At 64.7% G+C, this 24,948-nt stretch carries 22 protein-coding genes; 2 read left to right on the plus strand and 20 right to left on the minus strand.

Annotated elements, in window-relative coordinates; genetic code table 11:
• Window positions 1-52: 52 nt before the first annotated feature.
• From BH93_RS15715 to BH93_RS15745, 7 genes are all read right to left on the minus strand, one after another.
• Entirely contained in the window at window positions 53-397 is a 345-nt protein-coding gene (locus tag BH93_RS15715) for a histone-like nucleoid-structuring protein Lsr2 (RefSeq protein ID WP_032377043.1), read from the minus strand.
• 408 nt (window positions 398-805) lie between these two features.
• Entirely contained in the window at window positions 806-1,111 is a 306-nt protein-coding gene (locus BH93_RS15720) for a DUF2469 domain-containing protein (protein ID WP_008717288.1), read from the minus strand.
• A gap of 37 nt (window positions 1,112-1,148) precedes the next feature.
• Entirely contained in the window at window positions 1,149-1,943 is a 795-nt protein-coding gene (locus BH93_RS15725) for a ribonuclease HII (RefSeq protein ID WP_196248413.1), read from the minus strand.
• Window positions 1,940-2,716, minus strand: a complete 777-nt coding sequence (gene lepB, locus BH93_RS15730) for a signal peptidase I (protein WP_037174015.1) — start codon at window positions 2,714-2,716, stop codon at window positions 1,940-1,942. Before lepB ends, BH93_RS15725 begins: the two co-directional genes overlap by 4 nt.
• Before the next feature lie 143 nt (window positions 2,717-2,859).
• Window positions 2,860-3,201 (minus strand): 50S ribosomal protein L19, encoded by a 342-nt coding sequence (rplS, locus tag BH93_RS15735; protein WP_032378188.1) that lies wholly within the window; start codon window positions 3,199-3,201, stop codon window positions 2,860-2,862.
• Between the two features lie 138 nt (window positions 3,202-3,339).
• Window positions 3,340-4,188, minus strand: coding sequence for a hypothetical protein (locus BH93_RS15740; protein ID WP_032378187.1), 849 nt, complete (start codon window positions 4,186-4,188; stop codon window positions 3,340-3,342).
• 107 nt (window positions 4,189-4,295) lie between these two features.
• Window positions 4,296-6,644, minus strand: a complete 2,349-nt coding sequence (locus BH93_RS15745) for a Tex family protein (protein ID WP_032377041.1) — start codon at window positions 6,642-6,644, stop codon at window positions 4,296-4,298.
• A gap of 68 nt (window positions 6,645-6,712) precedes the next feature.
• Here BH93_RS15745 and BH93_RS15750 point away from each other — a divergent pair, with 68 nt between their 5' ends.
• Window positions 6,713-7,669, plus strand: a complete 957-nt coding sequence (locus tag BH93_RS15750; protein WP_032377040.1) for a serine hydrolase — start codon at window positions 6,713-6,715, stop codon at window positions 7,667-7,669.
• Between the two features lie 5 nt (window positions 7,670-7,674).
• Here the strand turns inward: BH93_RS15750 and trmD are convergent, their stop codons facing one another.
• The 12 genes from trmD to ftsY all read right to left on the minus strand — a co-directional run bounded on the left by trmD (window position 7,675) and on the right by ftsY (window position 20,517).
• On the minus strand, window positions 7,675-8,355 hold the full coding sequence (gene trmD, locus BH93_RS15755; protein ID WP_037174017.1) for a tRNA (guanosine(37)-N1)-methyltransferase TrmD: 681 nt from the start codon (window positions 8,353-8,355) through the stop codon (window positions 7,675-7,677).
• 3 nt (window positions 8,356-8,358) lie between these two features.
• A complete protein-coding gene (gene rimM, locus BH93_RS15760) occupies window positions 8,359-8,937 on the minus strand; it encodes a ribosome maturation factor RimM (RefSeq protein WP_037174018.1) in 579 nt (192 codons plus the stop codon).
• Window positions 8,938-8,952: 15 nt separating this feature from the next.
• Window positions 8,953-9,195, minus strand: coding sequence for an RNA-binding protein (locus BH93_RS15765; protein ID WP_008717313.1), 243 nt, complete (start codon window positions 9,193-9,195; stop codon window positions 8,953-8,955).
• Entirely contained in the window at window positions 9,192-9,668 is a 477-nt protein-coding gene (gene rpsP, locus BH93_RS15770; RefSeq protein ID WP_032377037.1) for a 30S ribosomal protein S16, read from the minus strand. Before rpsP ends, BH93_RS15765 begins: the two co-directional genes overlap by 4 nt.
• 186 nt (window positions 9,669-9,854) lie before the next feature.
• Window positions 9,855-10,685 carry a CPBP family intramembrane glutamic endopeptidase gene (locus BH93_RS15775; RefSeq protein ID WP_037174019.1) on the minus strand — a complete coding sequence of 277 codons (831 nt, stop codon included), beginning with the start codon at window positions 10,683-10,685 and terminating at the stop codon, window positions 9,855-9,857.
• On the minus strand, window positions 10,678-11,787 hold the full coding sequence (locus BH93_RS15780; RefSeq protein ID WP_037174411.1) for an amidohydrolase family protein: 1,110 nt from the start codon (window positions 11,785-11,787) through the stop codon (window positions 10,678-10,680). Before BH93_RS15780 ends, BH93_RS15775 begins: the two co-directional genes overlap by 8 nt.
• Before the next feature lie 18 nt (window positions 11,788-11,805).
• A complete protein-coding gene (gene ffh, locus BH93_RS15785; RefSeq protein ID WP_032403595.1) occupies window positions 11,806-13,365 on the minus strand; it encodes a signal recognition particle protein in 1,560 nt (519 codons plus the stop codon).
• Window positions 13,366-13,513: 148 nt separating this feature from the next.
• Window positions 13,514-14,497, minus strand: a complete 984-nt coding sequence (locus tag BH93_RS15790) for a M23 family metallopeptidase (protein ID WP_037174412.1) — start codon at window positions 14,495-14,497, stop codon at window positions 13,514-13,516.
• A gap of 207 nt (window positions 14,498-14,704) precedes the next feature.
• A complete protein-coding gene (locus BH93_RS15795; RefSeq protein ID WP_037174413.1) occupies window positions 14,705-17,236 on the minus strand; it encodes a [protein-PII] uridylyltransferase in 2,532 nt (843 codons plus the stop codon).
• Window positions 17,226-17,564 carry a P-II family nitrogen regulator gene (locus BH93_RS15800; protein WP_019664269.1) on the minus strand — a complete coding sequence of 113 codons (339 nt, stop codon included), beginning with the start codon at window positions 17,562-17,564 and terminating at the stop codon, window positions 17,226-17,228. The genes BH93_RS15795 and BH93_RS15800 overlap by 11 nt, the downstream gene beginning before the upstream one ends.
• 72 nt (window positions 17,565-17,636) lie before the next feature.
• Window positions 17,637-18,941 carry an ammonium transporter gene (locus BH93_RS15805; protein WP_371829143.1) on the minus strand — a complete coding sequence of 435 codons (1,305 nt, stop codon included), beginning with the start codon at window positions 18,939-18,941 and terminating at the stop codon, window positions 17,637-17,639.
• Between the two features lie 187 nt (window positions 18,942-19,128).
• On the minus strand, window positions 19,129-20,517 hold the full coding sequence (gene ftsY / locus BH93_RS15810; RefSeq protein ID WP_197914411.1) for a signal recognition particle-docking protein FtsY: 1,389 nt from the start codon (window positions 20,515-20,517) through the stop codon (window positions 19,129-19,131).
• Window positions 20,518-20,611: 94 nt separating this feature from the next.
• Between ftsY and BH93_RS15815 the strand changes: the two genes are divergently transcribed.
• Entirely contained in the window at window positions 20,612-21,244 is a 633-nt protein-coding gene (locus BH93_RS15815) for an MSMEG_1061 family FMN-dependent PPOX-type flavoprotein (protein WP_032377034.1), read from the plus strand.
• A gap of 12 nt (window positions 21,245-21,256) precedes the next feature.
• Here the strand turns inward: BH93_RS15815 and smc are convergent, their stop codons facing one another.
• Window positions 21,257-24,910, minus strand: a complete 3,654-nt coding sequence (gene smc, locus BH93_RS15820; RefSeq protein ID WP_037174020.1) for a chromosome segregation protein SMC — start codon at window positions 24,908-24,910, stop codon at window positions 21,257-21,259.
• Between the last annotated feature and the right edge of the window lie 38 nt (window positions 24,911-24,948).

The raw sequence follows: 24,948 nt of genomic DNA on the forward strand, positions 1-24,948 counted from the left end.
GGGTGCCGGTGGAGCGTTTTGGGGCACCGACGAAGTCGGCGCTACCGGATGATCAGTGGGCGGCCTCGTATGCTGCCTGCACGTCCTGACTGATGCGGCCGCGAGCACTGACCTCGTGGCCGTTCTCGCGTGCCCATGCTCGAATGTCCTGAAGATCGACTTTTCCGCGAGCCGGTGCCGGAGCAGCGCCGCCCTTACGGGTACGGCGTCCGGAGACCTTCTCTGCGTGCTCGATCCAGAAAGCCAACTGTTCATGCAATTCGTTTGCATGCTTGAGGTTCAAATCGATGCGGTACTGGTTTCCACCGATGCCGAATTCGATGGATTCACCTTGGCCGTCTTTGATTACCGATCCATCGACATCGTCGATCATCTGCACAAGCGTCTTGCGTGCCATCTCGTACCTCTTACACGTCTGGGGGATGTGATATTCAAGTTCTACCACCGATTCTCGTATCGGCGCAAAGAAGTGCAGGTGTTACGCAACGTGTCGAATCGGCGAATATCAGTCCGGATATGGCGGCACATTTCGAGAAAATAGACGTCGAAATCGAATGCCTTTGTTACGCAGTTACTTTCGGGACGAGAATCTACCGCGCCGTTACCTGCCGGAGCTGGCCCCCGCCGAAACCGACGATGAAACAGGACATGCGGAACGATTTGGTCGGCTGTCCAATTTCTCGAACAATCACGGTCATAATCGGCGAACACCGGTTCGACAACTCGTCGACGCGAGGCCTGGTGTGTTTCACACGTCCGCGAGCCGTCGTCGACTGCCGCGTGCCGCGACGTTCGCCGCAGCGAGCTATTCCGGAAGGCGAAGGTCTGGTTTGTCCAACTCTTCGATGTTGACGTCCTTGAACGTGATCACTCGGACGTGCTTGACGAAACGGGCGGGGCGATACATGTCCCACACCCACGAATCCGACATCCGCAATTCGAAGTAGATCTCACCGTCGGCGTTGTGCGGAATGAGTTCGACGGAGTTCGCCAGATAGAACCGACGTTCGGTTTCGACCACGTAGTTGAACTGACCTACGATGTCCCGATACTCGCGATACAGCGAGAGCTCCATCTCGGTTTCGTACTTTTCGAGATCTTCGGCACTCATCGGTCTCTTTCATCCTCCAGTCGGGCGTGAAAAGCAATCATCGCGCACCTGCGTCGCGGCAGTCCATTCGCCCCACGGCGTCGCCGTTCCGAGTGGTGCCTGCGGCACGACCCACAGGTGGATCCCCAGCCGAGCCCGCGGCCGCCGCAGCGACATTCGCATACGACATTCGATGTTCTCGGCTGGGGCCGAGAGCGATCATGGCGGCCGAATGAGCCCGCGTGCTGTAGCCCTTGTGGACGGCGAATCCGTAGCCCGGAATCTCTTCGTCCATCTGTACCATCAGCCGATCGCGTGAGACCTTCGCCAGCACGCTCGCGGCAGCGATGCACGCGGCGGTGGCGTCGCCGCCGATCACCGGTAGCGACGGAACCGGCAGGCCGGGCACCCGAAAGCCGTCGGTGAGCACGTACCCGGGGGTCACTCCGAGCCCGGCAACTGCGCGACGCATTCCCTCGATGTTCGCAACGTGCACCCCGATGCGATCGACCTCGGCAGCGTCGATGAACACCACGCTCCATGCCAGTGCCAGCTTCTGGATCTTGGGGAACAGCTCCTCGCGTCGGCGCTCGGTCAATTTCTTCGAGTCGTCCAGATCGGCCAGCGCTGCGTGGGCGCGCGCACCGAGTACGCACGCCGCCACCGTCAACGGGCCGGCACACGCTCCCCTGCCTGCTTCGTCCACACCCGCAACCGGCCCGAGACCTCCGCGCTCCAAGGCCGACTCCATCGTCCGCAAACCGGCAGCCCGCCGGATGACCGGACGTGGCGGCCACGACGACCGCGTCAGAGTCGCTCGTGCACGGGGCACGCGGCGGGGGGCCGTCGTCATCGACCTTGAATGTCGGGAGAATCCAGGAGGCCCGTCCGTGACGGTGGCAGCGCAATGAAGACGGCCTTACCGATCACGTTGTCGATCGGAACGGTACCGGTGAATTCGTCGGTGACGTGATAACGGGAGTCTCGTGAGTTGCTCCGGTTGTCTCCCATCACCCAGATGTTGCCCTCCGGAACGGTCACGGGGTCGAAGCAGCGTCCCGACTTCAGTTCGGTATCGCAGGTCATCGTCCCGGGCGCGAACGGGAAATCCATCTCAATGTACGGCTCGTCCAAGGGCTTTCCATCGACGAGTACTCGGCCCTGATCGTCACAGCACTCGACGGTCTGACCGCCGGTGGCAATGACGCGTTTGACCAGATCGTTCTCGTCCGGGGCGACGACGCCGATCAAGGAGCCCACTTCCTGAGCCCCGCGGACAATCGAATTGTCGGAGCGCTGCGAGACGAATTCGTCGTTCCACGAATCCGGACCACGAAAGACGACGATGTCGCCGGGCTTCGGGTCTCCGAAGCGGTAACCGATCTTTTCGACCACGATCCGGTCGCCGGTACAGCCCGCGCAGCCGTGCAGAGTCGGCTCCATCGATTCGGACGGGATCAAGTACACCCGAGCGACGAATGTCTGGAGCAGAAAACTCAACACGAGCGCTACCAGAATGAGAATCGGAAGCTCTCGCCAGAACGATCGTGGCTTGCGATCCCGACGCTTGTTCTGGGAAGACTCGTCGTCGGGCTCATCGGTCGGATCCTGTGGGGACTGCGTCACGTCAACAGGTTAGCCGGAACGCTCGTCTGCACGGCCGGACGGTCTCTGCACCGGCGTTTCGGACCGGCCGAGACGCATCATGCCGCGCCGCCCGAAGGGGCGACGCGGCATGATGGGAGCTATGTGGAGCCGGGCGAAACCGGTCAGCGCTTTTCCTTGATCTTGGCAGCCTTGCCACGCAGATCGCGGAGGTAGTAGAGCTTGGCGCGACGGACGTCACCGCGGGTGAGGACCTCGAACTGCGCAATGTTGGGGCTGTGCACCGGGAAGGTGCGCTCGACGCCGACGCCGAACGAGACCTTACGAACCGTGAACGTCTCGCGAACGCCACCGCCCTGACGTCGGATGACGACGCCCTTGAAGATCTGAATACGCTCCTTCGAGCCTTCGATGACCTTGACGTGCACGTTCAGGGTGTCGCCGGGGCGGAAATCGGGGATGTCGCCACGCAGCGACTGATTGTCGAGAAAGTCCAGAGTGTTCATCGGTTGTGCCATCCTTGCGTTCTGCGCTTGAGTAGAGGAACCGAGCGGCTCGCTGACTGCGCGGCTCGACTGGTTCGTACTCCGAGTGAGGTCCGTGCCTGCTAGAGGCAACCCGACCATTGTGCCAGACCATGATGCCTACGGCGAAATCGACTCCGCGCGGGGTGAGACGGCAGCACCCGACACCGGTGCCGGCACCACCACACGCGCCAACTCGTCCTCGGTGGCCTCGCGTGCATGGACGATGCTCGGCTTGCCCGCGATCGCGTCCTGCAAGTAGATCTTGGCTCTGATGAGCGGTCTGCGCCAGCGCTTCTCGCGCCGCAGAGCTCTCTCCATCTTCTTCGGCCTGCTGGTGTAGCGCCACCTCGCCCACGGCGCGCTCGGTCGGCTCAACCGAATCGCCGCCAACACGAGGATAGGCAGTACGAACAGCCCTACCAATCCGGTCCAGATCTTGCCCTTGAGCAGGACGATCACGCACAGGGCCAGGTTGATCAGCGCCAGGAGTGCCAGCGCGCTGCGCACCCACGGATCGGGGTCGGCCCGAAAGTCTGCCGGGCTCAACAGCTCCAAAGGATGGAAGCCGAGCAGCAGCAGACCGGTGAACGCGAGGGCCGCAAAGACGGCATCGACCGACGTGCGGCCCTGTTCCGACCAGTAGACGTCGCGGAGGTAGAAGATCAACGCGAACTCGTCGAGAACGAGCGCAGCGCCGATGCCGAAGACGGCGGCCAGTACCGCGCCGATCGTCTGCGATCCGTCGACGTACACCGCGATCAGGCCGATCCCTGCCAGCAGCATCAACACGATCCCGAACACGACGTGATGTATGTGCTGGCCACCGGGAGTGATGTTGCCGGGCCACCACTTCACATCTGCGCGAATCATCCTGACGCTGAGCCGGATCAGCAGAAAGCCCAGCAGCAGTCCCAGGAGGAAACACAGCAGTGGCAGACGACCGTGATCGATGACCCCGTGTTGCAACCACCTCACGTGCGTCTCACGTCCTTCCTACCGAACGACCGGCGAGTCGGACTTCACACTATTCGTGATAAGTGCCGCCCAGGACGGCATCGACCACCGAGCCGTCGCTATTTTCCGAATCCGGCCTTCCGCAGCGCGTCGGCCATCGAACCGGCCGCCGGTGCGGCCTGCTGGCCGCCGCCGCGGCGTTCACGCTGGGGACGTGAGTCTCGTCCGCGACTGCCCTGGTCGGCACCGCCGGCTCGCCCCTGGCCCCGCGGACGTTCGCCCTGTTGTCCACGTGGGGCGTCCTTTCCGGCGGAGGCCCCAGGCTCGTCGTCCAGTCGCAGGCTCAACCCGATGCGCTGACGAGGGAGGTCGACCTCCATGACCTTGACGCGCACGACGTCACCGGATTTGACGACCTCACGCGGGTCCTTGACGAAGTTGTGCGACATCGCAGAGACGTGAACGAGACCGTCCTGATGCACACCGACGTCGACGAAAGCACCGAATGCCGCCACGTTGGTCACGACGCCTTCGAGCGTCATCCCCGGCTTCAGGTCGGCCACCTTCTCGATACCGGCCGCGAAAGTGGCGGTCTTGAACTCCGGACGCGGGTCGCGTCCCGGCTTCTCCAGCTCGGAGATGATGTCGGTGACAGTGGGCAACCCGAATCGTTCGTCGACGAATTCCGCGGGATCGAGGCGGCGCAGGAGGGCCGTGTTTCCGACCACTTCGCGCACTCCGACGCCGGCCTTGCCGACGATGCGGCGCACTACGGGGTACGCCTCCGGGTGCACGCTCGACCGATCGAGTGGATCCTCTCCCCCGGAGATGCGGAGGAATCCGGCGCACTGCTCGAAAGCTTTGGGGCCCAAGCGCGGTACGTCCTTGAGGGTGCTGCGGCTGGCGAACGGTCCGTTCTGGTCGCGGTGCGCCACGATGCTCTCGGCGAGCGAGCCGGCAATTCCGGATACCCGCGACAGCAGTGGCACCGACGCTGTGTTGACGTCGACACCGACCGCGTTCACCGCATCCTCGACGACGGCGCCGAGAGAACGAGCGAGCAGGGTTTCGGAGATGTCGTGCTGGTACTGGCCGACGCCGATGGACTTGGGATCGATCTTGACCAGCTCGGCCAACGGATCCTGCAGCCTGCGTGCGATCGAGACCGCGCCGCGGATCGAGACGTCGAGTTCGGGCAGTTCACTCGAGGCGTACGCCGACGCCGAGTAGACGGAGGCACCGGCCTCGGAGACCACCACCTTGGTCAGATTCGCAGCCGGGAACTTGGCAATCAATTCTGCTGCCAGGGAATCGGTTTCGCGTGACGCCGTACCGTTTCCGATGGCGATGAGCTCCACTTTGTGCTTGGCCGCGAGGCCGGCGAGAGTGGCCAGTGCCTGATCCCACTTGCCCTGCGGCTTGTGGGGATAGATGGTGTCGTAGTCGACGACCTTTCCGGTCGCGTCGACGATGGCAACCTTGGTGCCGGTACGGAAGCCCGGGTCGAGGCCCATCGTGGTGCGGTTGCCCGCCGGCGCGGCGAGCAGCAGGTCCTTGAGGTTGCTCGCGAACACGTCGACGGCGTCCTTCTCGGCGGACTGGCGCAGTCGCATACGGGTATCGAGGGAGACCGTGACCAGCATTTTGGTACGCCACGCCCATCGAACGGTATCGAGCAGCCACTTGTCGGCGGGCCGTCCTCGATTCGCGATTCCGAACTTGGTGGCGATCCGACCCTCGTAGACGCTCGGCACCCCGGGCGTCGGTTCTTCGCGCTCGGGCTCGAATCCGAGCGAGAGTACTTCTTCCTTCTCGCCTCTGAGGGTGGCGAGGATGCGATGCGAGGGCAGGCTCGTGAAGGGTTCGGAGAATTCGAAGTAGTCCGAGAACTTGGCACCCTCCTCCTCTTTGCCCTTGCGGACAGTGGCAACCAGCTTGCCGGAGGTCCACATGAGTTCGCGTAGTTCACCCACCAGGTCGGCGTCCTCGGCGAAGCGCTCGACGAGAATCGCACGCGCGCCGTCGAGCTGCTCCTGATCGAACTGCGCCGGATCCGTCGTGGGGTCGGAGAACAGGGCATCGGCCACGGGCTCGTGCCCCGCTTCACGCGCAATCTGGGCTTTCGTCCGACGCTTGGGCTTGAACGGCAGATAGATGTCCTCGACGCGCGCCTTGGTATCGGCGAGCATCAAAGACTGCTCGAGGGCGTCGTCGAGCTTGCCCTGACCACGGATGGATTCGATGACGGCGTCTCTGCGCTCGTCGAGCTCACGGAGGTACCGCAGCCGCTCGTCGAGCTGACGCAGCTGCGCATCGTCGAGGGTGCCGGTGACCTCCTTGCGGTACCGCGCGATGAACGGGACCGTCGAGCCGCCGTCGAGCAGTTCTACGGCGGCCCGAACCTGTTCCTCACGAACGTCGAGTTCTTCGGCTATGCGCTTGTTCACAGATTTCAGAGCAGTGGTCACGGCGATGGACCCTACCGCTACTGTGGGACAGGTCGGTCAGCGGTTCAACGTCTGGGAGAGATGCACGCATGGTCAGGGTGTCTCGATTCCTGACTGTCGTCTGTGCCTCCCTGCTCTTCACCGCAGGTTGCTCGGTTCCACCGGACGATCAACCCGGCGACTCCGCTGCGAAAGCAACCGCCGAGACCTCCGCGTCGCCCTTTCCCGACATGCAGAAGGTCGACGGCGTCGCTCTGGAAGCCCGAATCCCCATGGCGATCGCGTCGGCGCAGGCCCGAGGTGCCGACGTCGACTTCGCCTTGCTCGACCGCGACACCGGGTCTTTCTACAGCAGCAACGCCGACATACAGGTCGAAACCGCATCGGTGTCCAAGCTCTTCATCGCCGACGAAGTGATGTTCCGAGCGCAGTCGGAGAACCGCCCTGTCTCGGCCGACGAACTGGCCACCATGACCAGCATGCTGGAGCTCTCCGACGACAACGCCGCCTACACCCTGTGGTACCGCTACGGCACGTCCGACATCGTCCGCGCGGTCGCGGCCCGATACGGATTGCAACGCACGACGGCACCGGGCGACGATCAGTGGTACAACACCGAAACAACGCCGAGCGACCTGGTCGGGTACTACGCGGGCTTGCTCAACGGCAGCGGCGGACTGACGACTGCGTCGACGGACGTCATCATCGGCATGCTGCGGCGTTCGGCACCGATTGCCGCAGACGGCTACAAACAACATTTCGGAATCGTCGACGGTCTACCGGGCGAGAGCGTGCACGCCGTCAAGCAGGGCTGGATGTGCTGTGTTTCCGATCGGTGGGTGCACTTGTCGACCGGCACGATCGGGGTCGACAATCGCTACGTCCTCGCTCTGTCGTCACGGGAAGACATCTTCTACGCCGACGACATGGAGAGCTATCCGGACACCGCGGTGGTCGACGTGAGTGACGACGCCAGCGCCCTACATGCCAGGGACACTCTCACCGGATTCGTCTCGATGCTTTTTCCTGGCGGTACGATCAGCTGAATTGCTCAGTCGCCGAGCAGATCCGGGCGACGCTCGGCGGTCCGAGTCAACGACTGGGCCCGACGCCATGCCGCTATCTTCGCGTGATCGCCGGATAGCAGGACGTCGGGAACGTCGAGTTCGCGCCACCGGGCCGGACGCGTGTAGCTCGGCCCTTCGAGCAGACCGTCGGAGAACGAATCCTCTTGGTGCGACTGTTGATTGCCGAGTACTCCGGGCATGAGTCGAACCACCGCCTCGGCCATCACCAGGACGGCCGCCTCGCCGCCGATGAGCACGTAGTCGCCGATACTGACTTCTTCGACGCGTACGCGGCGCGATGCGTCTTCGAAGACCCGCTGATCGATACCTTCGTACCGGCCGCACGCGAACACCAGATGTTGCTCGGTGGACCACCGTTCGGCCGTGCGCTGGGTGAACGGAACACCGGCGGGAGTGGGAACGACGAGGAGCGAATCCTCGGTCAGCACGTGGTCGAGGGCATCGCCCCAGACCGTCGGCTTCATGACCATGCCAGGTCCGCCGCCATAGGGTGAATCGTCGACGGCCTTGTGCACGTCATGGGTCCACGATCGCAGATCGTGAACCTCCACAGAGACAAGACCGCGGTCGATTGCCTTGCCCAACAGAGCAGTTCGCAGCGGAGTCAGGTATTCGGGGAAAATGGTGACGACGTCGAGGCGCACGATCTACTCCGGGTCCAGCAGGCCCTCGGGCGGATCGATCTCGATCGTCTTGTCGGCCAACGACACCGACGTGACGATCGCGGCCACGAAGGGAACGAGAATTTCGGCGCGTGTGTCTCCGCCGGACTTCGGACCAGTAGCGGAGCCTGCGGAACGACCGAATTCAGGGGCAGGCCGGATCGAGAGCAACTCCCCCGCGGCCGAGTGCAGGACTTCGCGGACCGTTCCCACTGCCGAACCGTCGGCCAGAACGACGGTGAGTCCTTCGAGTTCGTGATCGTAGAATTCGTCCGGATCGTCGGACGGCGGCAGATCCGTCGACTCGACGATGAACAACGTTCCGCGGATCTGGTCCGCGGTCGTCTTGTCGTCGATGCCGTTCAGACGCAGCAGAAGCCGCCCGGAGTGTTCCCGGACGGCATCCACCGTGTACGAGGTGGGAGCAGCGTCCGATCGGGGCTTGCGGCCGCGAAGAACGGTCCCCACTGCGAAGCGGTCGTCGGGGTCGTCGGTGCGAACCTCGACGACGACTTCGCCTTTGATGCCGTGCGACTTTGCAACACGGCCGATGACCAGCTCCATGATTGTGTGCGTGACCTAGTGGTCCGTGTCGACCACATCGACACGAATGCCGCGACCACCGATACCCGAGACGAGTGTGCGCAGCGCCGTGGCGGTACGACCGCCGCGACCGATGACCTTGCCCAGATCGTCGGGGTGCACGTGAACCTCCACGGTGCGACCACGACGGCCGGTGATCATCTCGACGCGAACGTCATCGGGATTGGCGACGATGCCGCGAACGAGATGTTCGACGGCATCGGCGACAACGGCGCTCACTTCTCAGCAGCCTCGGCGGCCGGCGCGTCTGCCGTCTCGGTTGCTGCAGCGTCGGTGCTCTCCGCAGCGGCGTCGTCGGACTTCGGAGCCTTCTTCTTCTTCGCGGTGGTGGCCTCGCCCTGCGGCTCGGAATCTGCCTGCGCCAGTGCGGCGTTGAACAGGTCGAGCTTCGACGGCTTGGGCTCGGCGAGGCGGAGGGTTCCCTCGGTGCCGGGCAGACCCTTGAACTTCTGCCAGTCGCCGGTGATCTTCAGCAGGGCCTCGACAGGCTCGGTCGGCTGCGCGCCGACGCCCAGCCAGTACTGCGCACGCTCGGAGTTGATCTCGATGACGCTGGGGTCCTGCTTGGGCTCGTACGTGCCGATGGTCTCGATCGCACGGCCGTTACGGCGGGTACGAGCATCGGAGATGACGACGCGGTAGTGCGGGGTGCGGATCTTGCCGATACGCATGAGCTTGATCTTGACGGCCATGTTCTGGTGGAGCCTTTCGAAAGTTGGTCACGGCGCAATTCAGCGGTTCACACGGCATGCGAACCCGGTTTTGCGTTGAAGGTTGTTGTGACCGCCGCGCGGTACGTAACCGGAAGACGGGCGAACAGCTGTTCATTGTGCCAGACGAGCACCGCGAACCGTGAATCGCCCTCGGCAACGAGTCGCTCAAGCAAGCAGGATCACGAGGGCAGGCAGTGTGTTGTTCATCGAGTGGGCCGTGGTCGACGCCACGATCGAGCCGGTCCGCATTCTGGCGATGCCGATTGCCAGCCCGCCCCACAGCAGAATCACGAAGCGCCACCATTCGCGATGCCAGATGGCGAACACGACCGCCGTGATCGCCAGGACCACCCATCGATTGCCCAGCCAGGCCATCGGCATCGGGCGGGTGCGCTTCTCGAGCGCGCCCCACAGCATGCCGCGAAACATCGTTTCCTCGCAGATCGGTGCGCCGGTCCAGATCCATACGGCCAGAGCGACTTTCCATCCGACAGCCGTATCCGTGACGTTGCCCAGTGGGGTCTGGTCCTCGAGGTCGAGGCTAGACAAGAGCACCAGCGCGAGCAGTAGACCGCCGACCACGGCGACACCGCCCCAGGCCAGTCCGGATCGAACCTGACCCAGTAGTTCGGAACTGGATCTGGGAAGACCGAAATCCACGACGGGACCGTTGCCACGAGACATCGAGATCGCCACAGCCAGTCCGGCGGCGAGCAGGCTGGGAATCATGATGCCCACGACGAACAGAGAGGAGGTCTCGGTCGTCACGACGAGTCCGAGAAGCAGGAAGCCCGCCAGATTGAGGCCCAGAACGAGCGCTGCCGCCGGTAGTCCCCATCGCTGGCCGCGTCGACGCTGGTGAGCGGCCTGTTCGGCCCGCCAGTAGGTCTCGGACAGTCCCGAGCCTTGCTGCTGAACGTGATTCATCGGTGCCAATCCGGCCCAACCCGGGCGGTTCGGGTCGAACTGCCCGCCGCTGTTGTACGGATCAGTCATCACCGGCCTCCGATCTTCTCGTCGTGCGGGCTCCTCTGTCGGTCACGCGTCCGCGCAGTATCACCAACTCCGGGTTGGCCAGCACGTCCGGTCCTCCACGTGGATCCTGGGAGTAGACGACGAGGTCTGCGGGTGCGCCGTGCTCGAGCCCCGGTCGTCCCAGCCAGGACCGAGCGTCCCAGCAGGCAGCACCGAGGGCGTCCGTCGGAGAAAGTCCGACGCGCGCGAGTGCCGCGACCTCGTCGGCGATGCGACCATGGGCGATCGACCCACCGGCATCGGTTCCCGCATAGATGGAGATCCCGGCATCATGGGCCCGTCCGACGGTGCCGGCGACGCGGGCGTGCAGCGCCCGCATGTGCCGGGCGTAGACGGGGTATCGGGTGGCGGAGTCCGCGATTCCGGGAAACGTCTCGATGTTGATGAGCGTCGGCACCAGCGCAGTTCGGTGATCGACCATCATCTCGATGGTCTCGTCGGTCAGACCGGTGCCGTGTTCGATGCAGTCGATTCCCGCCGCGATCAGTCCGGGGAGCGCATCCTCGCCGAATACATGGGCGGTCACCCGCGCGCCCTCGGCATGAGCAGCGGCTATGGCGTCGACGAGGATCGAGTCGTTCCACAGCGGCCGAAGATCGCCTACCGAGCGATCGATCCAATCGCCGACGAGCTTGACCCAGCCGTCACCGAATCGAGCCTGCTGTGCAACTGCCTCGGGCAGCTGCGACTCGTCCTCGATATCGATGGCCAGACCCGGTATGTACCGCTTCGGCGATGCGATGTGTCGGCCTGCTCTGATGATCCGAGGAAGGTCGTCCCGCTCGTCCAACTCGCGGGTGTCGACCGGGGACCCGGCGTCGCGAAGCAGCAACGCGCCGACGCCTCGCTCGGTTTGTGCCTGCCGGATCGAGCCGCTCAGATCCGTGTGGCCCCCGCCGTACTCGATTCCCACATGACAGTGGGCATCGACGAGACCGGGCAGAATCCAACCACCGTCGTGCACGAAATCCGCGTTCGCAATCGGCTCCGCGGAGAAGAGACCGTGGTCGATCCAGAGATCGACCTCGGACCCCTCCGGCAGTACGCGCCCCCGCACCCGCATCGCCGACACGTGCGGCGCTTACTTCTTCGGCAGTTTCAGCTGAGAGAGATCGATACCTTCCAGCCCTGGTGGCAATTGGTCGAGGCCCTTGGGCATGGACGACAGATCGGGCATTCCTGCCGGCATTCCACCCGGCATTCCGGGGAATCCACCGCGGATCTTCGGCTGTGTCGGGCCGCGAGCACCCTTCTTGCCTTTCTTGCCCTTCTTGTTGTTCCGCACCTGCTTGCGCGCGCCCGGCATGCCCATACGACCGGCCATCGCCGACATCATCTTGCGTGCCTCGAAGAATCGATCCACCAGCTGATTGACGTCGGACACCTTGACGCCCGAGCCGTTCGCGATACGGAGTCGCCGCGATGCGTTGATGATCTTCGGGTCGGTTCGCTCCTGCGGCGTCATGCCGCGGATGATCGCCTGAACACGGTCGAGTTGCTTCTCGTCGACGTTGGCGAGTTCCTTCATCTGACCCGCACCGGGCAACATGCCCAACAGATTTCCGATGGGTCCCATCTTGCGGACGGCCATCATCTGCTCGAGGAAGTCGTCGAGCGTGAGCTGTCCCGAGCCGATCTTGTTGGCGGTCGCCTCGGCCTGTTCGGCGTCGAAGTGCTGCTCGGCCTGTTCGATGAGGCTGAGAACGTCGCCCATGCCGAGGATCCGACTGGCCATACGATCGGGGTGGAAGACGTCGAAATCCTCGAGCTTCTCGCCGGTCGACGCGAACATGATGGGCTGCCCGGTCACCTCGCGGACACTGAGTGCTGCGCCGCCACGAGCGTCGCCGTCGAGCTTGGTGAGCACAACGCCGGTGAAGCCGACTCCGTCGCGGAACGCCTCGGCGGTACTGACGGCATCCTGGCCGACCATGGCGTCGAGAACGAACAAGGTTTCGTCCGGCTCCACCGCATCGCGAATCCCAGCGGCCTGGCTCATCAGCTCGGTGTCGATGCCGAGGCGGCCGGCGGTGTCGACGATGACCACGTCGTACTGCTTGCTCCGCGCCTCGGCGATGCCGGCTCGCGCGACCTCGACGGGATCTGCAGCCGAGACACCGAGTGCGTTGTCACCGCCGCCGATCGACGTGCCGGGATGCGGCGCGAACACAGCTGCACCCGCGCGCTCGCCCACGATCTGAAGCTGGCTGACGGCACCGGGGCGCTGCAGGTCGCAGGCAACGAGCAACGGAGTGTGGCCCTGGCCCTTGAGCCATTTGGCCAGCTTGCCTGCCAACGTCGTCTTACCCGAACCCTGCAGGCCGGCGAGCATGATCACCGTGGGCGGGTTCTTGGCGAAGACGAGTCTGCGGGTCTCGCCGCCGAGGATGCCGACGAGTTCCTCGTTGACGATCTTGACTACCTGCTGCGCCGGGTTGAGCGCGCCCGATACCTCGGCACCTTTGGCACGGACCTTGATGCGGTTGATGAACTCCCGCACGACGGGCAGGGCCACGTCCGCTTCGAGCAGGGCCAGACGGATCTCGCGGGCCGTGGCGTCGATATCCGCACCGGACAGTCGACCTTTGCCACGCAGGTCCTTGAGAGTCCCGGCCAACCTGTCGGAAAGGGATTCGAACACCGATTGCACTCCTGAGCTAGCCGATCACCGAAAACGAGCCGAATCCGGCACGGTCACCAGACTAGCGCCAGCACAACCTGCCGTCGCTGGGGCGTGCGGCAGCCGTGTCGTTCGACAGACCGACGTGTCGGTCGGAGACGGCACCGAGTCAGGCGTTGCGCGCGGAATCGTTCCATGTCACTGCCACTCCCCGCGTCGAGAGCCACGATGCGGGATCGACCTTGACGCCCGAGGGATCGTGCACCTCGAAGTGCAGATGCGGACCGGTCGATTGGCCACGATTGCCCACCGTGGCGATCTGCTCGCCGGCCGACACGCGCTGACCGGTCTGCACCGAGAAATCGTTGACGTGCCCGTAGATCGTCTCGGTGCCATCGTCATGCTTCACCTTCACCCAGAGACCGAACCCGGACGCCGGGCCCGCGTCGGACACCGTGCCGTCGGCGGCCGCGTAGATGGGGGTCCCGATGGGTGCCGCGATGTCGAGGCCGCTGTGCTGGGCACCCCACCGCGATCCGAAATTGGACGTCAGCACGCCCGCCACGGGTTGGACCGTGGCTTTCTTCAGCGAACGCAGACTCTCGAGCGGTGACGCACCACCGGTACCCATCTGACCCAGACCCACGTCGTCGAGCCATTGTTGCGCTGCAGCACCGGGATCGGTCACTCCGAATGCAGCGAGCGGACCGGGACTCGGTGCGGCGCTGGGCTCCGCTGCCGGTGCGGCCTCGGAGGGCGTCGACTCCGGCGAGGCGGGCTGCGACGGGGGTGCCGACTGTGGGGGCACGAACTGCGGGGGCACGAACTGCGGGGGCACGAACTGCGGGGGGACGAACTGCGGAACCTCGAACTGCGGGGGTACGAACTGGGGTAGCTCGAATCCCGCGGGGAGCAGCCCCTCCGGGACGGCGAAGGGAAAACCTGCGGCAGGCGGCTCGGGGATCGGAGCGGCACCCGCGGTGCCCGCCCCCATCGACGTCGCGCCGACGACGATCGCACCGGTAGCCGCAACGATGGTCGCGGCCCGTCGACCGGTGTCCGGGGTCACTTCTGCGGCGCGGTGTTTGCCGGGCGTCGTATCCGTTGCTGTGTCGGCCGGTGTGTAGATGTTCGACCGTCGGTGGGATCCCACAGTTCGTGCCTCTCGCATTAGCAGCAGTGGAGCCTGCAGGAACGACTCATTGGTCCGGCGGTGTGGATTCTGCGGAAGTGATCTCGCCGAGTCGTCCTGCGTGTGGTGACGAACATAACAAATTGATATCGGGGGTAAACCCACCGGCCGTAAGTTCGTGAGAAGTCACCACGGAGTGTCGGTTTGCGGTTGTGTTCCGACCAGCGGTCAAGTGCCTTCCGGCTTCTCCGGAGGCTTGGGCGGTTCCGGGGCCGGTACAACCGCGAGCAAGGCTCGTTCGAGATCCTCTCGGACCGCCCTGCTGTCCGCTCCCGCCAGGTCGATGCAGAAGGAGTCGACCACCGAGCTGCCCAGTGTCGACACGCGAGCCCAGCGGATATCGGATCCCTGCTGCTCGATGGCACTGGCCAGCCTGCAGAGAAGACCGAGCCGGTCTTCTGCTCGTAGTTCGAGCACTACCTGACCTGGTTCGTGGTCGTCGAACCAGAGCACCCGAGGCGGAGCCTGCGCGTAGAGAACCGGCACCGCCGAATCCTCGCCGTCGTCCTCGACGGACTCGGCTCTGGCGTCACGTTCCTTGGCGTCGAGTACCGCGACGAGGTCGAGTTCTCCGGCCTGAGCGCGGATGATCTCCTGGCGGAGCAGACCGGCCTGCGGCGGAGCTCCGAACAGCGGTGCAACGTCGAACGAGTTGATCGCCGACCCCTCGTGACTGCCGAGCGAGGCAGAAAGCACGCGCAGCGAGTGCAGCGCCAGGACTCCGGCAGCGTCCGACAGCAGTCCTGGGGTGTCGGGCGCGACGACCGTGACGACGAAGGTGTGGAGCCCGTCGGTCGGCGCGATGTCGACGTGCACACCTCCACGCGCGGCCAGCTCGATGTGAGCCGGGTCGAGTGGATCCGGGGATGGCAGAGACTCCCCCGCCATCACCAATCGACAGCGGCGCACGAGCTCGCGAATGAGCGACGCCTTCCAGTCCCCCCAGACTCCGGGACCCGTGGCGAGCGAATCCGCTTCGGCGAGAGCATGAAGCAGCTCCAACAGGATGGTGTCGGCACCGAGTGCGTCGACGACGGTCTGTACGGTTGCAGGGTCGTCGAGGTCGCGTCGGGTGGCGGTCTCCGGTAGCAGGAGGTGGTATCTCACCATCGACGTCAGCAGCGCCACATCGGACGGCCACAGCCCGAGCCTGTTACCGATCTGGATTGCGAGATCTGCTCCGACGACGCTGTGGTCGCCGCCGCGACCCTTGCCTATGTCATGTATCAGCGCGCCGAGAACCAGCAGATCCGGACGCGCGACTCTGGTGGTCAAAGCGCTTGCGTAGGCGGCAGTTTCGACCAGATGCCGATCGACGGTCCACGTGTGCACCGCATCTCGCGGCGGTAGGTCGCGTACTGCGCCCCACTCCGGAATGAGTCGGCCCCACAGGCCTGTTCGATCGAGCGCTTCGATGGCCGCAATGGCTTTGCGACCCGATCCGAGCAGCACGAGCAGATCGTTCAGAGCCTCCTTCGGCCAGGGCTCGCGGAGTTCGGGTGCGCTGTCCGACAACCGGTTGAGTGTCGATGCCGACATCGGCATTCCGGTCTGTGCCGATGCCGCGGCGACGCGCATGATCAGGCCCGGATCCTTGTTCGGTCGTGCGTCACGGGCGAGTACCACCTCACCGGCGTGTTCGACGACCCCCTCGTCCAGCGGACGACGAACCGGCACACGACGCAGACGTGAAAGGCCCTTCCTCGGCAGCGAATTGCCGGCAGTACGCAATCCGACATCGACCGAGTAACTGATGGTGCGAGCGGAATCGCTCAGCACGCGTGCAAGATCGAAGCGATCGCCGATGCGGAGCGCGGCACCGATTTCATCGGCGTCCTGCGCGCGCAGTTGATCCCGCGCTCGGCCGGCAACACGGTGCAGCTCGGTGCGGACGTCGAGAAGTCTTCCGTGCGCGAATGCCAAACCGCCACCGGGCGATTCAGGGCCGAGACCGGGCATACCGTCGGTGAGTTGGGCGATGGAGAGGGCGTCGAGAAGCTGTACGTCACGCAATCCGCCGCGGCCACTCTTGAGCTCGGGCTCGGCGCGGTGCGCGATTTCACCGCTACGCGCCCACCGGCCGCGGGTCTGCTCGATCAGCTCGTCGAAGCGTCCGCGAATTCCGGTGCGCCACTGGCGACGTACTCCGCCGATGAGCAGATTGCTCAACTCGACGTCGCCGGCGATATGGCGGGCCTCGAGCATCCCGAGCGCTGCCGTCATATCGGCCGCCGCTACCTGGAGAGCCTGCGGCACCGTGCGCACACTGTGATCGAGCTTGATATGGGCGTCCCACAGTGGATACCAGAGCTTGTCGGCGACCTCGGCCACGATTCTCGGTTCGAGATCGTCGTGCAGCAGTATCAGGTCCAGATCCGAGTACGGCAGCAGTTCACGGCGTGCCAGACCGCCGACAGCGACGATCGCAAAGCCCGAGTCCGGTTTGATCCCCAGCTCGGCACCTTTGGTGGTCAGCCAGAACTCGTGGAGATCGACCAGAGCCTGCCTCAGCGACGGAGCATCGAGGCGACGGTTGCGCGTGCCGCCGTCGAGTAGTTGTTTTCTGGCGCGAGCGAGATCTGCTGCAGCATCGCTCGTGCCCTTCGATGCGGAGCCCGTGGAGACCGAAGGCCCCGATCCTGACGCTTTCGCGCCAGAACCGGGGCCCCCGGCCCGAGACCCTTTGGGGTCAGAGTGCATCGGCGCCACGTTCTCCGGTGCGGACTCGGATGACCGAATCGACCGGGGAAACCCAGACCTTGCCGTCACCGATCTTGCCGGTGCGAGCGGCCTCGACGATGACCTCGACGACCTTCTCGACGGCAGCGTCGTCGACGACTACCTCGACACGCACCTTCGGAACGAAGTCGACCGAGTACTCCGCACCTCGGTACACCTCGGTGTGGCCCTTCTGACGGCCGTAACCCTGAACTTCACTGACTGTCATTCCGAGTACGCCGGCCTGCTCCAGCCCCGTCTTGACGTCCTCCAGGGTGAACGGTTTGACGATTGCCGTGATCAGCTTCATTTTTGATTCCCTTCACAAGACCTCGAGTGCCCGTTGTCGTACGGTGCAGCGTTCACGTCTATCTCTACCTTGTCAGGCGAAATCATATGCAGTCTCAGCGTGCTCGGCTTCGTCGATGCCATTGGCCTCTTCCTCGTCCGACACGCGCCAGCCGAGAGGCTTGAGCGCGAACGCGATCACCGCGGTGACGATCGCGGTGAAGATCAGCGCGAACAGTGCGATGACGATCTGCACCACGAGCTGCTTGTAGTCGCCGCCGTAGAAGAGACCGGTCTCGGAGCCGAGGAAGCCGATTCCGATGGTTCCCCACAGGCCTGCGACGAGGTGCACGCCCACGACGTCGAGCGAATCGTCGTAGCCGAACTTGAACTTCAGGCCGACCGCCAGAGCAGAGAGAACACCGGCGATGACGCCGAGGATCATGGCGCCGACAGGCGTCAGTGCGCCTGCGGCCGGGGTGATGGCGACCAGACCGGCGACGATGCCCGAGGCAGCGCCGAGGCTGGTGGCATGCCCGTCACGGATGCGCTCGGTGATGAGCCAGCCCGCAATGGCGGCTGCGGTGGCGGCAGTGGTGTTCACCCACGCCACGCCGGCGATGCCGTCGGCTGCGAATGCGGAACCTGCGTTGAATCCGAACCAACCGAACCACAGCAGTGCAGCACCGAGCATGACGAACGGCAGGTTGTGCGGACGGTAGGCGACCTTGCCGAATCCGGCGCGCTTGCCGATGATGATCGCCAGAATCAGGCCCGCGATACCGGCGTTGATGTGCACGACCGTGCCACCTGCGAAGTCGATGGGAGCCACGTTGGCGACAGTGTCACCGTCGTCGTTGACCATCGTTCCGAAAATCTTTGCAGCCAGACCCTTTTCGGACCCGGAGAGCAGTCCGCCACCCCACACCATGTGGGCCAGCGGGAAGTACGCGAGGGTGACCCAGATGCCTGCGAATGCCAGCCACGTGCCGTACTTGACGCGGCCTGCGATGGAGCCGCTGATCAGTGCGACCGTGATGATCGCGAAGGTGACCTGGAATGCCACATCGATGATGTTGGCGTATCCCCATGCACCGGCGATGTAGTTACCGTCGGCATCGGTGATCGAATCCTTGAGTCCGAAGAACTCGAACGGGTTGGCGAAGACGCCACCGATGTCCTGGGTTCCGTAGGACATCGACCAACCCCACAGGAAGTAGATGATCGAGACGACGGCCATTGCTCCGAACGACATCATCATCATGTTCAACACGGACTTCGACTGCGACATACCGCCGTAGAAGAACGCCAAGCCCGGCGTCATCAGCAGTACCAGAGATGCTGCAATCAGCATCCACGCGGCGTTGCCGGAGTTGGCCAACATATCCTCGGGACTCACGTACACCCTCCATTCTCCTGCACACCGGTTGGCGCGCCGTTACGCAAGAAGAGTGGTTTCACGAAGTTTCATCCGTGACACTCGGGTGTTTCGGACATGTGAACGCATGACCGAATTCTGTTGCAAAAAGGTTTCGTGCTGGCGTTTGTGCTTTTCGCCCGGTTCGCGGACAACCCGAAGGGCTCGATCAGCCGAGCAGCGCGTCGACGAACGCTCCCGGCTCGAACGGGGCCAAATCGTCGGCACCTTCACCGAGACCGACGAGCTTGACGGGCACCCCGAGTTCACGCTGCACCTGAAAAACGATGCCACCCTTGGCGGTTCCGTCCAGTTTGGTCAACACCACACCGGTGATGTCGACGATCTCCGCGAAGACACGAGCTTGGGTCAGCCCGTTCTGGCCGACGGTCGCGTCGAGAACGAGCAGAACGTCGTCGACGTGGGCCCGCTTCTCGATGACTCGCTTGACCTTGCTCAGCTCGTCCATCAGACCCGATTTGGTGTGCAGGCGTCCCGCCGTGTCGACCAGAACCACGTCGACTCCGTTCTCGATTCCCTTGCTCACCGCGTCGAATGCGACAGCAGCCGGATCTGCGGCCTCCTTGCCACGCACCACCTCGGCACCGACTCTCTCGGCCCAGGTCTGCAACTGATCGGCCGCGGCCGCGCGGAACGTGTCGGCGGCACCGAGCAACACTCGCCTGCCGTCCGCCACCAGCACGCGAGCAAGCTTGCCGGTGGTCGTGGTCTTGCCGGTGCCGTTGACTCCGACCACCAGCAGCACGGCAGGCGCACCGTCGTGCGGAAGCGCTCGAATCGACCGATCGAACTCGGGATGAAGTTGTGCAACGAGAATCTCGCGCAGAAGTGCTCGCGCATCGGACTCGGTGCGGATACTGCGCGCCGCCATCTGCTCGCGCAGGGTGCGCATGATCTCTGCGGTGGTCGCAGAACCGATATCGGCGATCAGCAGGGTGTCCTCGACCTCTTCCCAGGAATCCTCGTCCAGGTCACCGCCGCCGAGCAATCCGAGCAAGCTCTTGCCCACCGCGGACTGAGAGCGCGCCAGGCGACCGCGGAGCCGATCCAGCCGACCCTCGGTGGGATCGATGGTGTCCAGTCGAGGAGCAGGAGCCTCGGCGTCCACGGCCGGTTCCGGCAGTGCGGGCTCGGCCGGCTCGGGGGGCTCGACAACCGGCCCCTGAGGCTCGATGACCGGCACCTCGGGTTCGAGCACCTCCGGCTCGTCCTGGGTGGGAGTGGGTGCCACCGGCGTCGGCTCGACCGGGGAGGTCTCGACGGGCTTCGGAACAGGCTTCGGCGCAGGTGGAACGGGCTTCGGGGCAGGCGCGACGGGCTCGGCGGTCGCCGTGCCCTGGCTGAACGAGAAACCACTGCCCGCCGTATAGCCACCGGATCTGTCCTTGGTGGCCGCGTCCTCGATCCGTGCCGCCTCGTCCGACTTGAGCGACACTCTCCGTCGACGGGAGAGCACCAACCCGACGACGAGAACGACCAGTAGGACAGCGGCGATCGCCGCGACGATGATCCACGCTTGGTTACTCACGTACCCCATCCTGTCAGGCGTTCACGGCCGTTCGTCACCGGTGGTGCTCCGCCCGAGAAAAGCACTGTCCCCCACCCGAGCCGTGTCGATAGCATCTGTAGGCATGGAGTGGACGACGGTGCGCGATGCCGACCGATTGACGGAGATGTTCGGCCAACCGAGCTTTCGAGCCGCGAACAAGGACCGCAGCACACTGCACCCGCTGGATGTGCAATGGCTCGCTGCCTCGCCCTTCTGCCTGATGGGTACCTCGGACGCGAGTGGACGATGCGACGTCTCCCCCAAAGGTGACCCGCCCGGCAGCTTGGTCCACGTCATCGACGACGCCACGATCGCCCTTGCCGAACGTCCCGGCAATCGTCGGATGGACGGCTACCGGAACATTCTCGAGAACCCTTTCGTCGGATTGAACTTCTTCGTGCCGGGGCGCGGTGACACTCTGCGCATCGCCGGTCGCGCGTCACTGGTGACCGATGCACCGTTCTTCGACGAACTGCAGGTCAAGGGCCACCGGCCGATCATGTGCCTCGTCGTCGACATCGAGCAGGTGTTCCACCACTGCGCCAAGGCGTTCATGCGGTCCAAGTTGTGGCAGCCGGAAACATGGGATGCGGAGTCCATTCCCGATGTCGCGTCCTTGACGAAGGCATTGATTCCGCAGGCCCCCGAGACCGTCGAGGAGCTGCGCGAGTACTACGGGCCCTCGTACGCCGAGCAGCTCTACCCGAAGCAGTAGGCAGGACCGGTCCTACGAGACCGCGTCCGGTTCGACCACGGGTGCTGTCTCCGGCTCGGCTACATCCACCGCGACGCGTTCTCGGTTCAGTCGCTGCGAGATGACCGTGGTGATGCCGTCACCGCGCATGCTGACGCCGTACAACGCGTCGGCCACTTCCATGGTCGGCTTCTGATGCGTGATGACGATCAGCTGCGACTTCTCACGGAGCTGCTCGAACAACCCGATCAGTCGGCGCAGGTTGGTGTCGTCGAGTGCAGCCTCGACCTCGTCCATGACATAGAACGGTGACGGCCGAGCGCGGAAGATGGCGACCAACATGGCGACTGCAGTCAGCGACTTCTCGCCGCCCGAGAGCAGGGACAGTCGCTTGACCTTCTTGCCCGGTGGGCGCGCCTCCACCTCGATTCCGGTGGTGAGCATGTCCGACGGGTCGGTCAGAATCAGCCGTCCTTCGCCGCCGGGAAAGAGTTTGGCGAACACGCCGGTGAATTCTCTCTCGACGTCCAGCCAGGCCTCGGTGAAGACCTGCAGGATGCGGTCGTCGACGTCGGCGACCACGCCGAGCAAGTCCTTGCGCGCGGACTTGACGTCCTCGAGTTGAGTGGACAAGAAGTTGTAGCGCTCTTCGAGGGCTGCGAACTCTTCGAGAGCCAACGGGTTCACTTTGCCGAGTGTGGCGAGATCACGTTCTGCGCGTTTGGCCCGCTGCTCCTGAGTGGCGCGATCGAACGGCATCGGCGCGGGGGCCACAACCTGCTCACCGCGTTCCTTGGCGGCCTCGTACTCTGCCATCTCGAGCTCGGTCGGGGGCAGCGTCGCATCGGGGCCGTACTCGGCCACCAGATCGTCGAGGCCGATGCCGTGTTGTTCGAGAATCGTCGTTTCGAGTTGCTCGATTCGCAGTGCCGCCTGCGCACGGGCGACCTCGTCCCGGTGGACGGCGTCGGTGATGGACGCAAGCTGGCCTTGCAGGGCCCGAACCTGTTCCTTGACCTTGTCGAGTTCGACTGTGCGCGTAGCGCGTTCGGCGGAGAGCTCGTCGCGCCTTCGGGCCGCCGCAGCCACCACCGAGGCCAATCGAGCGGCGAGGTCCTCACCCGATTCGCCGACGGCAGCAGCCACTGCGGCAGCGTGCCGCCGGGCGGCGCCCTCGCGTTCGGCTCGTGCCCTGGCCTCGCGTTCGGCTCGCGCCGCTCGGCGCAGCGAATCGGCTCGGCCCCGCAACGACTGCGCGCGCTCCTCGGCGGTTCGTACGTTCAGCCGCGCCTCGACCTCCACCGCGCGCACTTCGGTCAGTGCCGCAGCCGCCATCTCGCGCTCCATGGTGGTCGCCGCGTCACCGCTCTCGCCGTCTCCGGCGAAACCGTTCTGTTCGTCCTCTGCCGTCCGCAAACTGTCCTCGAGCTCGGCCAGGCGCTCGATCGCTTCTTCGCGGCTCGCTTCGGCAGAACTGCGCTGGGTCGCCAATCGCGCGGATTCTGCGTGCGCCGAACGCGCCAGCTGCCCCAAGCGGCCCAACTGCTCGTACACAGCGGCCATCGCAGCATCGGATTCGTTCAGCGCTGCGAGCGCCTGCTCGGCGGATTCACGCCGGTCGCGCTGTTCCGCCAACGCGCCCGAGAGCGCGGCGTCGAGCTCCTCGGCCCGGCGTACTGCTGCTGTCAGCTCCACCGTCGACGTATCGATCGCCGACTGCACTTCCAGGGTGCTGGGTCGACGGTCCGATCCGCCGGTGACCCAGCCCGGCTCGACGACGTCGCCGTCCGTGGTCACGGCACGCAGTCGACTCGAATCCGAGACGAGCCGGTGCGCCGCGTCCAGCGAGTCGACAACCACCACACCGTCGAGTAATGCCGCCATCGCTCCGGCCAACCGATCCGGATACTCGATCAGGTCGAGTGCCCACCGAGCACCGCTCGGTAGCGTAGGCCGCTGAATCTGTTGTGCCGCAACAGCATTACCGTGCACGATGGACGCGCGACCGCCGTCGGCAGCGCGTAGGGCCAGCACGGCAGCGCGCGCGGCATCGAACGATTCGGCGTGCGCAGCATCGGCCGCCGGACCCATGGCGACGGCCACCGCGATCTCGTACCCCGGCTCGACCGTGAGATGGCCGGCGAGCAGACCGGACAGACCGTCCTGCTGGTTCTCCACCAGCCACCCGGCACCGTCCTTGCGTTCGAGGCCCATGGTGAGCGCCTCGATCCTGGCCTCGAACGACGCCACCCTCTTACCGGCGATGCGCTCTTCGGCCTGCAATTCCGATACCCGGGCGTCGGCATGGCGTAAAGCGGCGACCGCTCGTTCGTAATGGGTGTCGAGGCTGAGCTCACTGGCGTCGAGGGTGCCGATCTGGTCCTGGACGCTCTCGAACTCACGTTGAGCCGACTCGCCGCGTTCTCTGGCCTCGTCGATGGCCACCGAGAGCCGCGCTACTTCGGCGTCGATGGACTCGACCTTGGTTCTGAAGGTGTCGACTCGACCGGACAGGCGCGCGAATCCTTCGCGGCGGTCGGCAACCGCGCGAACAGCGGCGAGGTGAGCACGCTCGGCGGCCGCGGCAGCAGATTCGCGCTCGGCGAGCTGTTCGCGGGCCGCTTCGAGGGTCTCCCGCGCCATCTCGACGGCCTCGACGAGTTCCATTTCTTCCTCGGCCACGCGCTCGGCCTGTGCTTCGAGCTCGTCCGGATCCTGCCCGCGACCGGTGCTCTGGACGGCGTCCAGATGCCGAGCACGTTCGTGCGCGATGCGTACCGTCGCATTCACGCGTTCGGCCAGCGCGGACAGGCGAAACCACGTCTGCCCGGCCGCTTCGGCGCTCGGTGTCAGCCGTGCCACCGCCTGCTCGTGTTCTGCGAGCGCTACGGTTCCGGCTTCGAGGGCATCCTGCACCATCGCGTACTGCTCGCGAGCCGCTTCCTCGTCCTGGGTCTGGTTCGCGAATTCTTCACGTCTGGCCACCAGGTCGTCGGCCACCAACCGCAGCCGAGCGTCACGCAGATCTGCCTGCACGGTCTGCGCGCGACGCGCTACCTCGGCCTGCCTGCCCAGTGGCTTGAGTTGACGGCGCAATTCGGTTGTGAGGTCCGTCAGCCGCGCGAGATTGGCCTGCATCGCGTCGAGCTTGCGTACGGCCTTTTCCTTGCGCTTGCGGTGCTTGAGCACCCCGGCGGCTTCCTCGATGAAGGCCCGCCGGTCCTCGGGACGCGATTCCAGGATCGCCGCCAGTCGACCCTGACCGACGATCACGTGCATCTCGCGGCCGATACCGGAGTCGCTGAGCAACTCCTGGACGTCCATCAAGCGGCACGAGCTGCCGTTGATCTCGTATTCACCGGCACCGTCCCGGAACATGCGTCGGGTGATCGAGACCTCGGAGTAGTCGATCGGCAGCGCACCGTCCGAGTTGTCGATCGTCAGAGTCACCTCGGCGCGGCCGAGGGGTGCGCGGCCGGACGTACCCGCGAAGATGACGTCCTCCATCTTCCCGCCGCGCAACGCCTTGGCACCTTGTTCACCCATCACCCAGGTCAGAGCGTCCACAACGTTGGATTTACCGGAGCCGTTGGGGCCGACCACGCAGGTGATTCCAGGCTCGAAACGAAGAGTCGTCGCCGAAGCAAAGGACTTGAAGCCCTTGAGCGTCAGACTCTTGAGATACATAGCGTCCGTACTTTACCGGTACGACGCAGCGATGTGCG

Source organism: Rhodococcoides fascians A25f (assembly GCF_000760935.2).
Lineage (GTDB): Bacteria > Actinomycetota > Actinomycetes > Mycobacteriales > Mycobacteriaceae > Rhodococcoides.

Excerpts from the sequence above, each read along its gene's own strand:
- smc (WP_037174020.1), bottom strand. The coding sequence starts at position 24,910 with ATGTATCTCAAGAGTCTGACGCTCAAGGGCTTCAAGTCCTTTGCTTCG.
- BH93_RS15725 (WP_196248413.1), bottom strand. The coding sequence starts at position 1,943 with ATGACGACGGCCCCCCGCCGCGTGCCCCGTGCACGAGCGACTCTGACG.
- BH93_RS15815 (WP_032377034.1), top strand. The coding sequence starts at position 20,612 with ATGGAGTGGACGACGGTGCGCGATGCCGACCGATTGACGGAGATGTTC.
- ftsY (WP_197914411.1), bottom strand. The coding sequence starts at position 20,517 with ATGGGGTACGTGAGTAACCAAGCGTGGATCATCGTCGCGGCGATCGCC.
- BH93_RS15780 (WP_037174411.1), bottom strand. The coding sequence starts at position 11,787 with ATGCGGGTGCGGGGGCGCGTACTGCCGGAGGGGTCCGAGGTCGATCTC.
- BH93_RS15795 (WP_037174413.1), bottom strand. The coding sequence starts at position 17,236 with ATGCACTCTGACCCCAAAGGGTCTCGGGCCGGGGGCCCCGGTTCTGGC.
- BH93_RS15720 (WP_008717288.1), bottom strand. The coding sequence starts at position 1,111 with ATGAGTGCCGAAGATCTCGAAAAGTACGAAACCGAGATGGAGCTCTCG.
- BH93_RS15775 (WP_037174019.1), bottom strand. The coding sequence starts at position 10,685 with ATGACTGATCCGTACAACAGCGGCGGGCAGTTCGACCCGAACCGCCCG.
- rplS (WP_032378188.1), bottom strand. The coding sequence starts at position 3,201 with ATGAACACTCTGGACTTTCTCGACAATCAGTCGCTGCGTGGCGACATC.
- rpsP (WP_032377037.1), bottom strand. The coding sequence starts at position 9,668 with ATGGCCGTCAAGATCAAGCTCATGCGTATCGGCAAGATCCGCACCCCG.
- BH93_RS15800 (WP_019664269.1), bottom strand. The coding sequence starts at position 17,564 with ATGAAGCTGATCACGGCAATCGTCAAACCGTTCACCCTGGAGGACGTC.
- BH93_RS15715 (WP_032377043.1), bottom strand. The coding sequence starts at position 397 with ATGGCACGCAAGACGCTTGTGCAGATGATCGACGATGTCGATGGATCG.
- BH93_RS15750 (WP_032377040.1), top strand. The coding sequence starts at position 6,713 with ATGGTCAGGGTGTCTCGATTCCTGACTGTCGTCTGTGCCTCCCTGCTC.
- rimM (WP_037174018.1), bottom strand. The coding sequence starts at position 8,937 with ATGGAGCTGGTCATCGGCCGTGTTGCAAAGTCGCACGGCATCAAAGGC.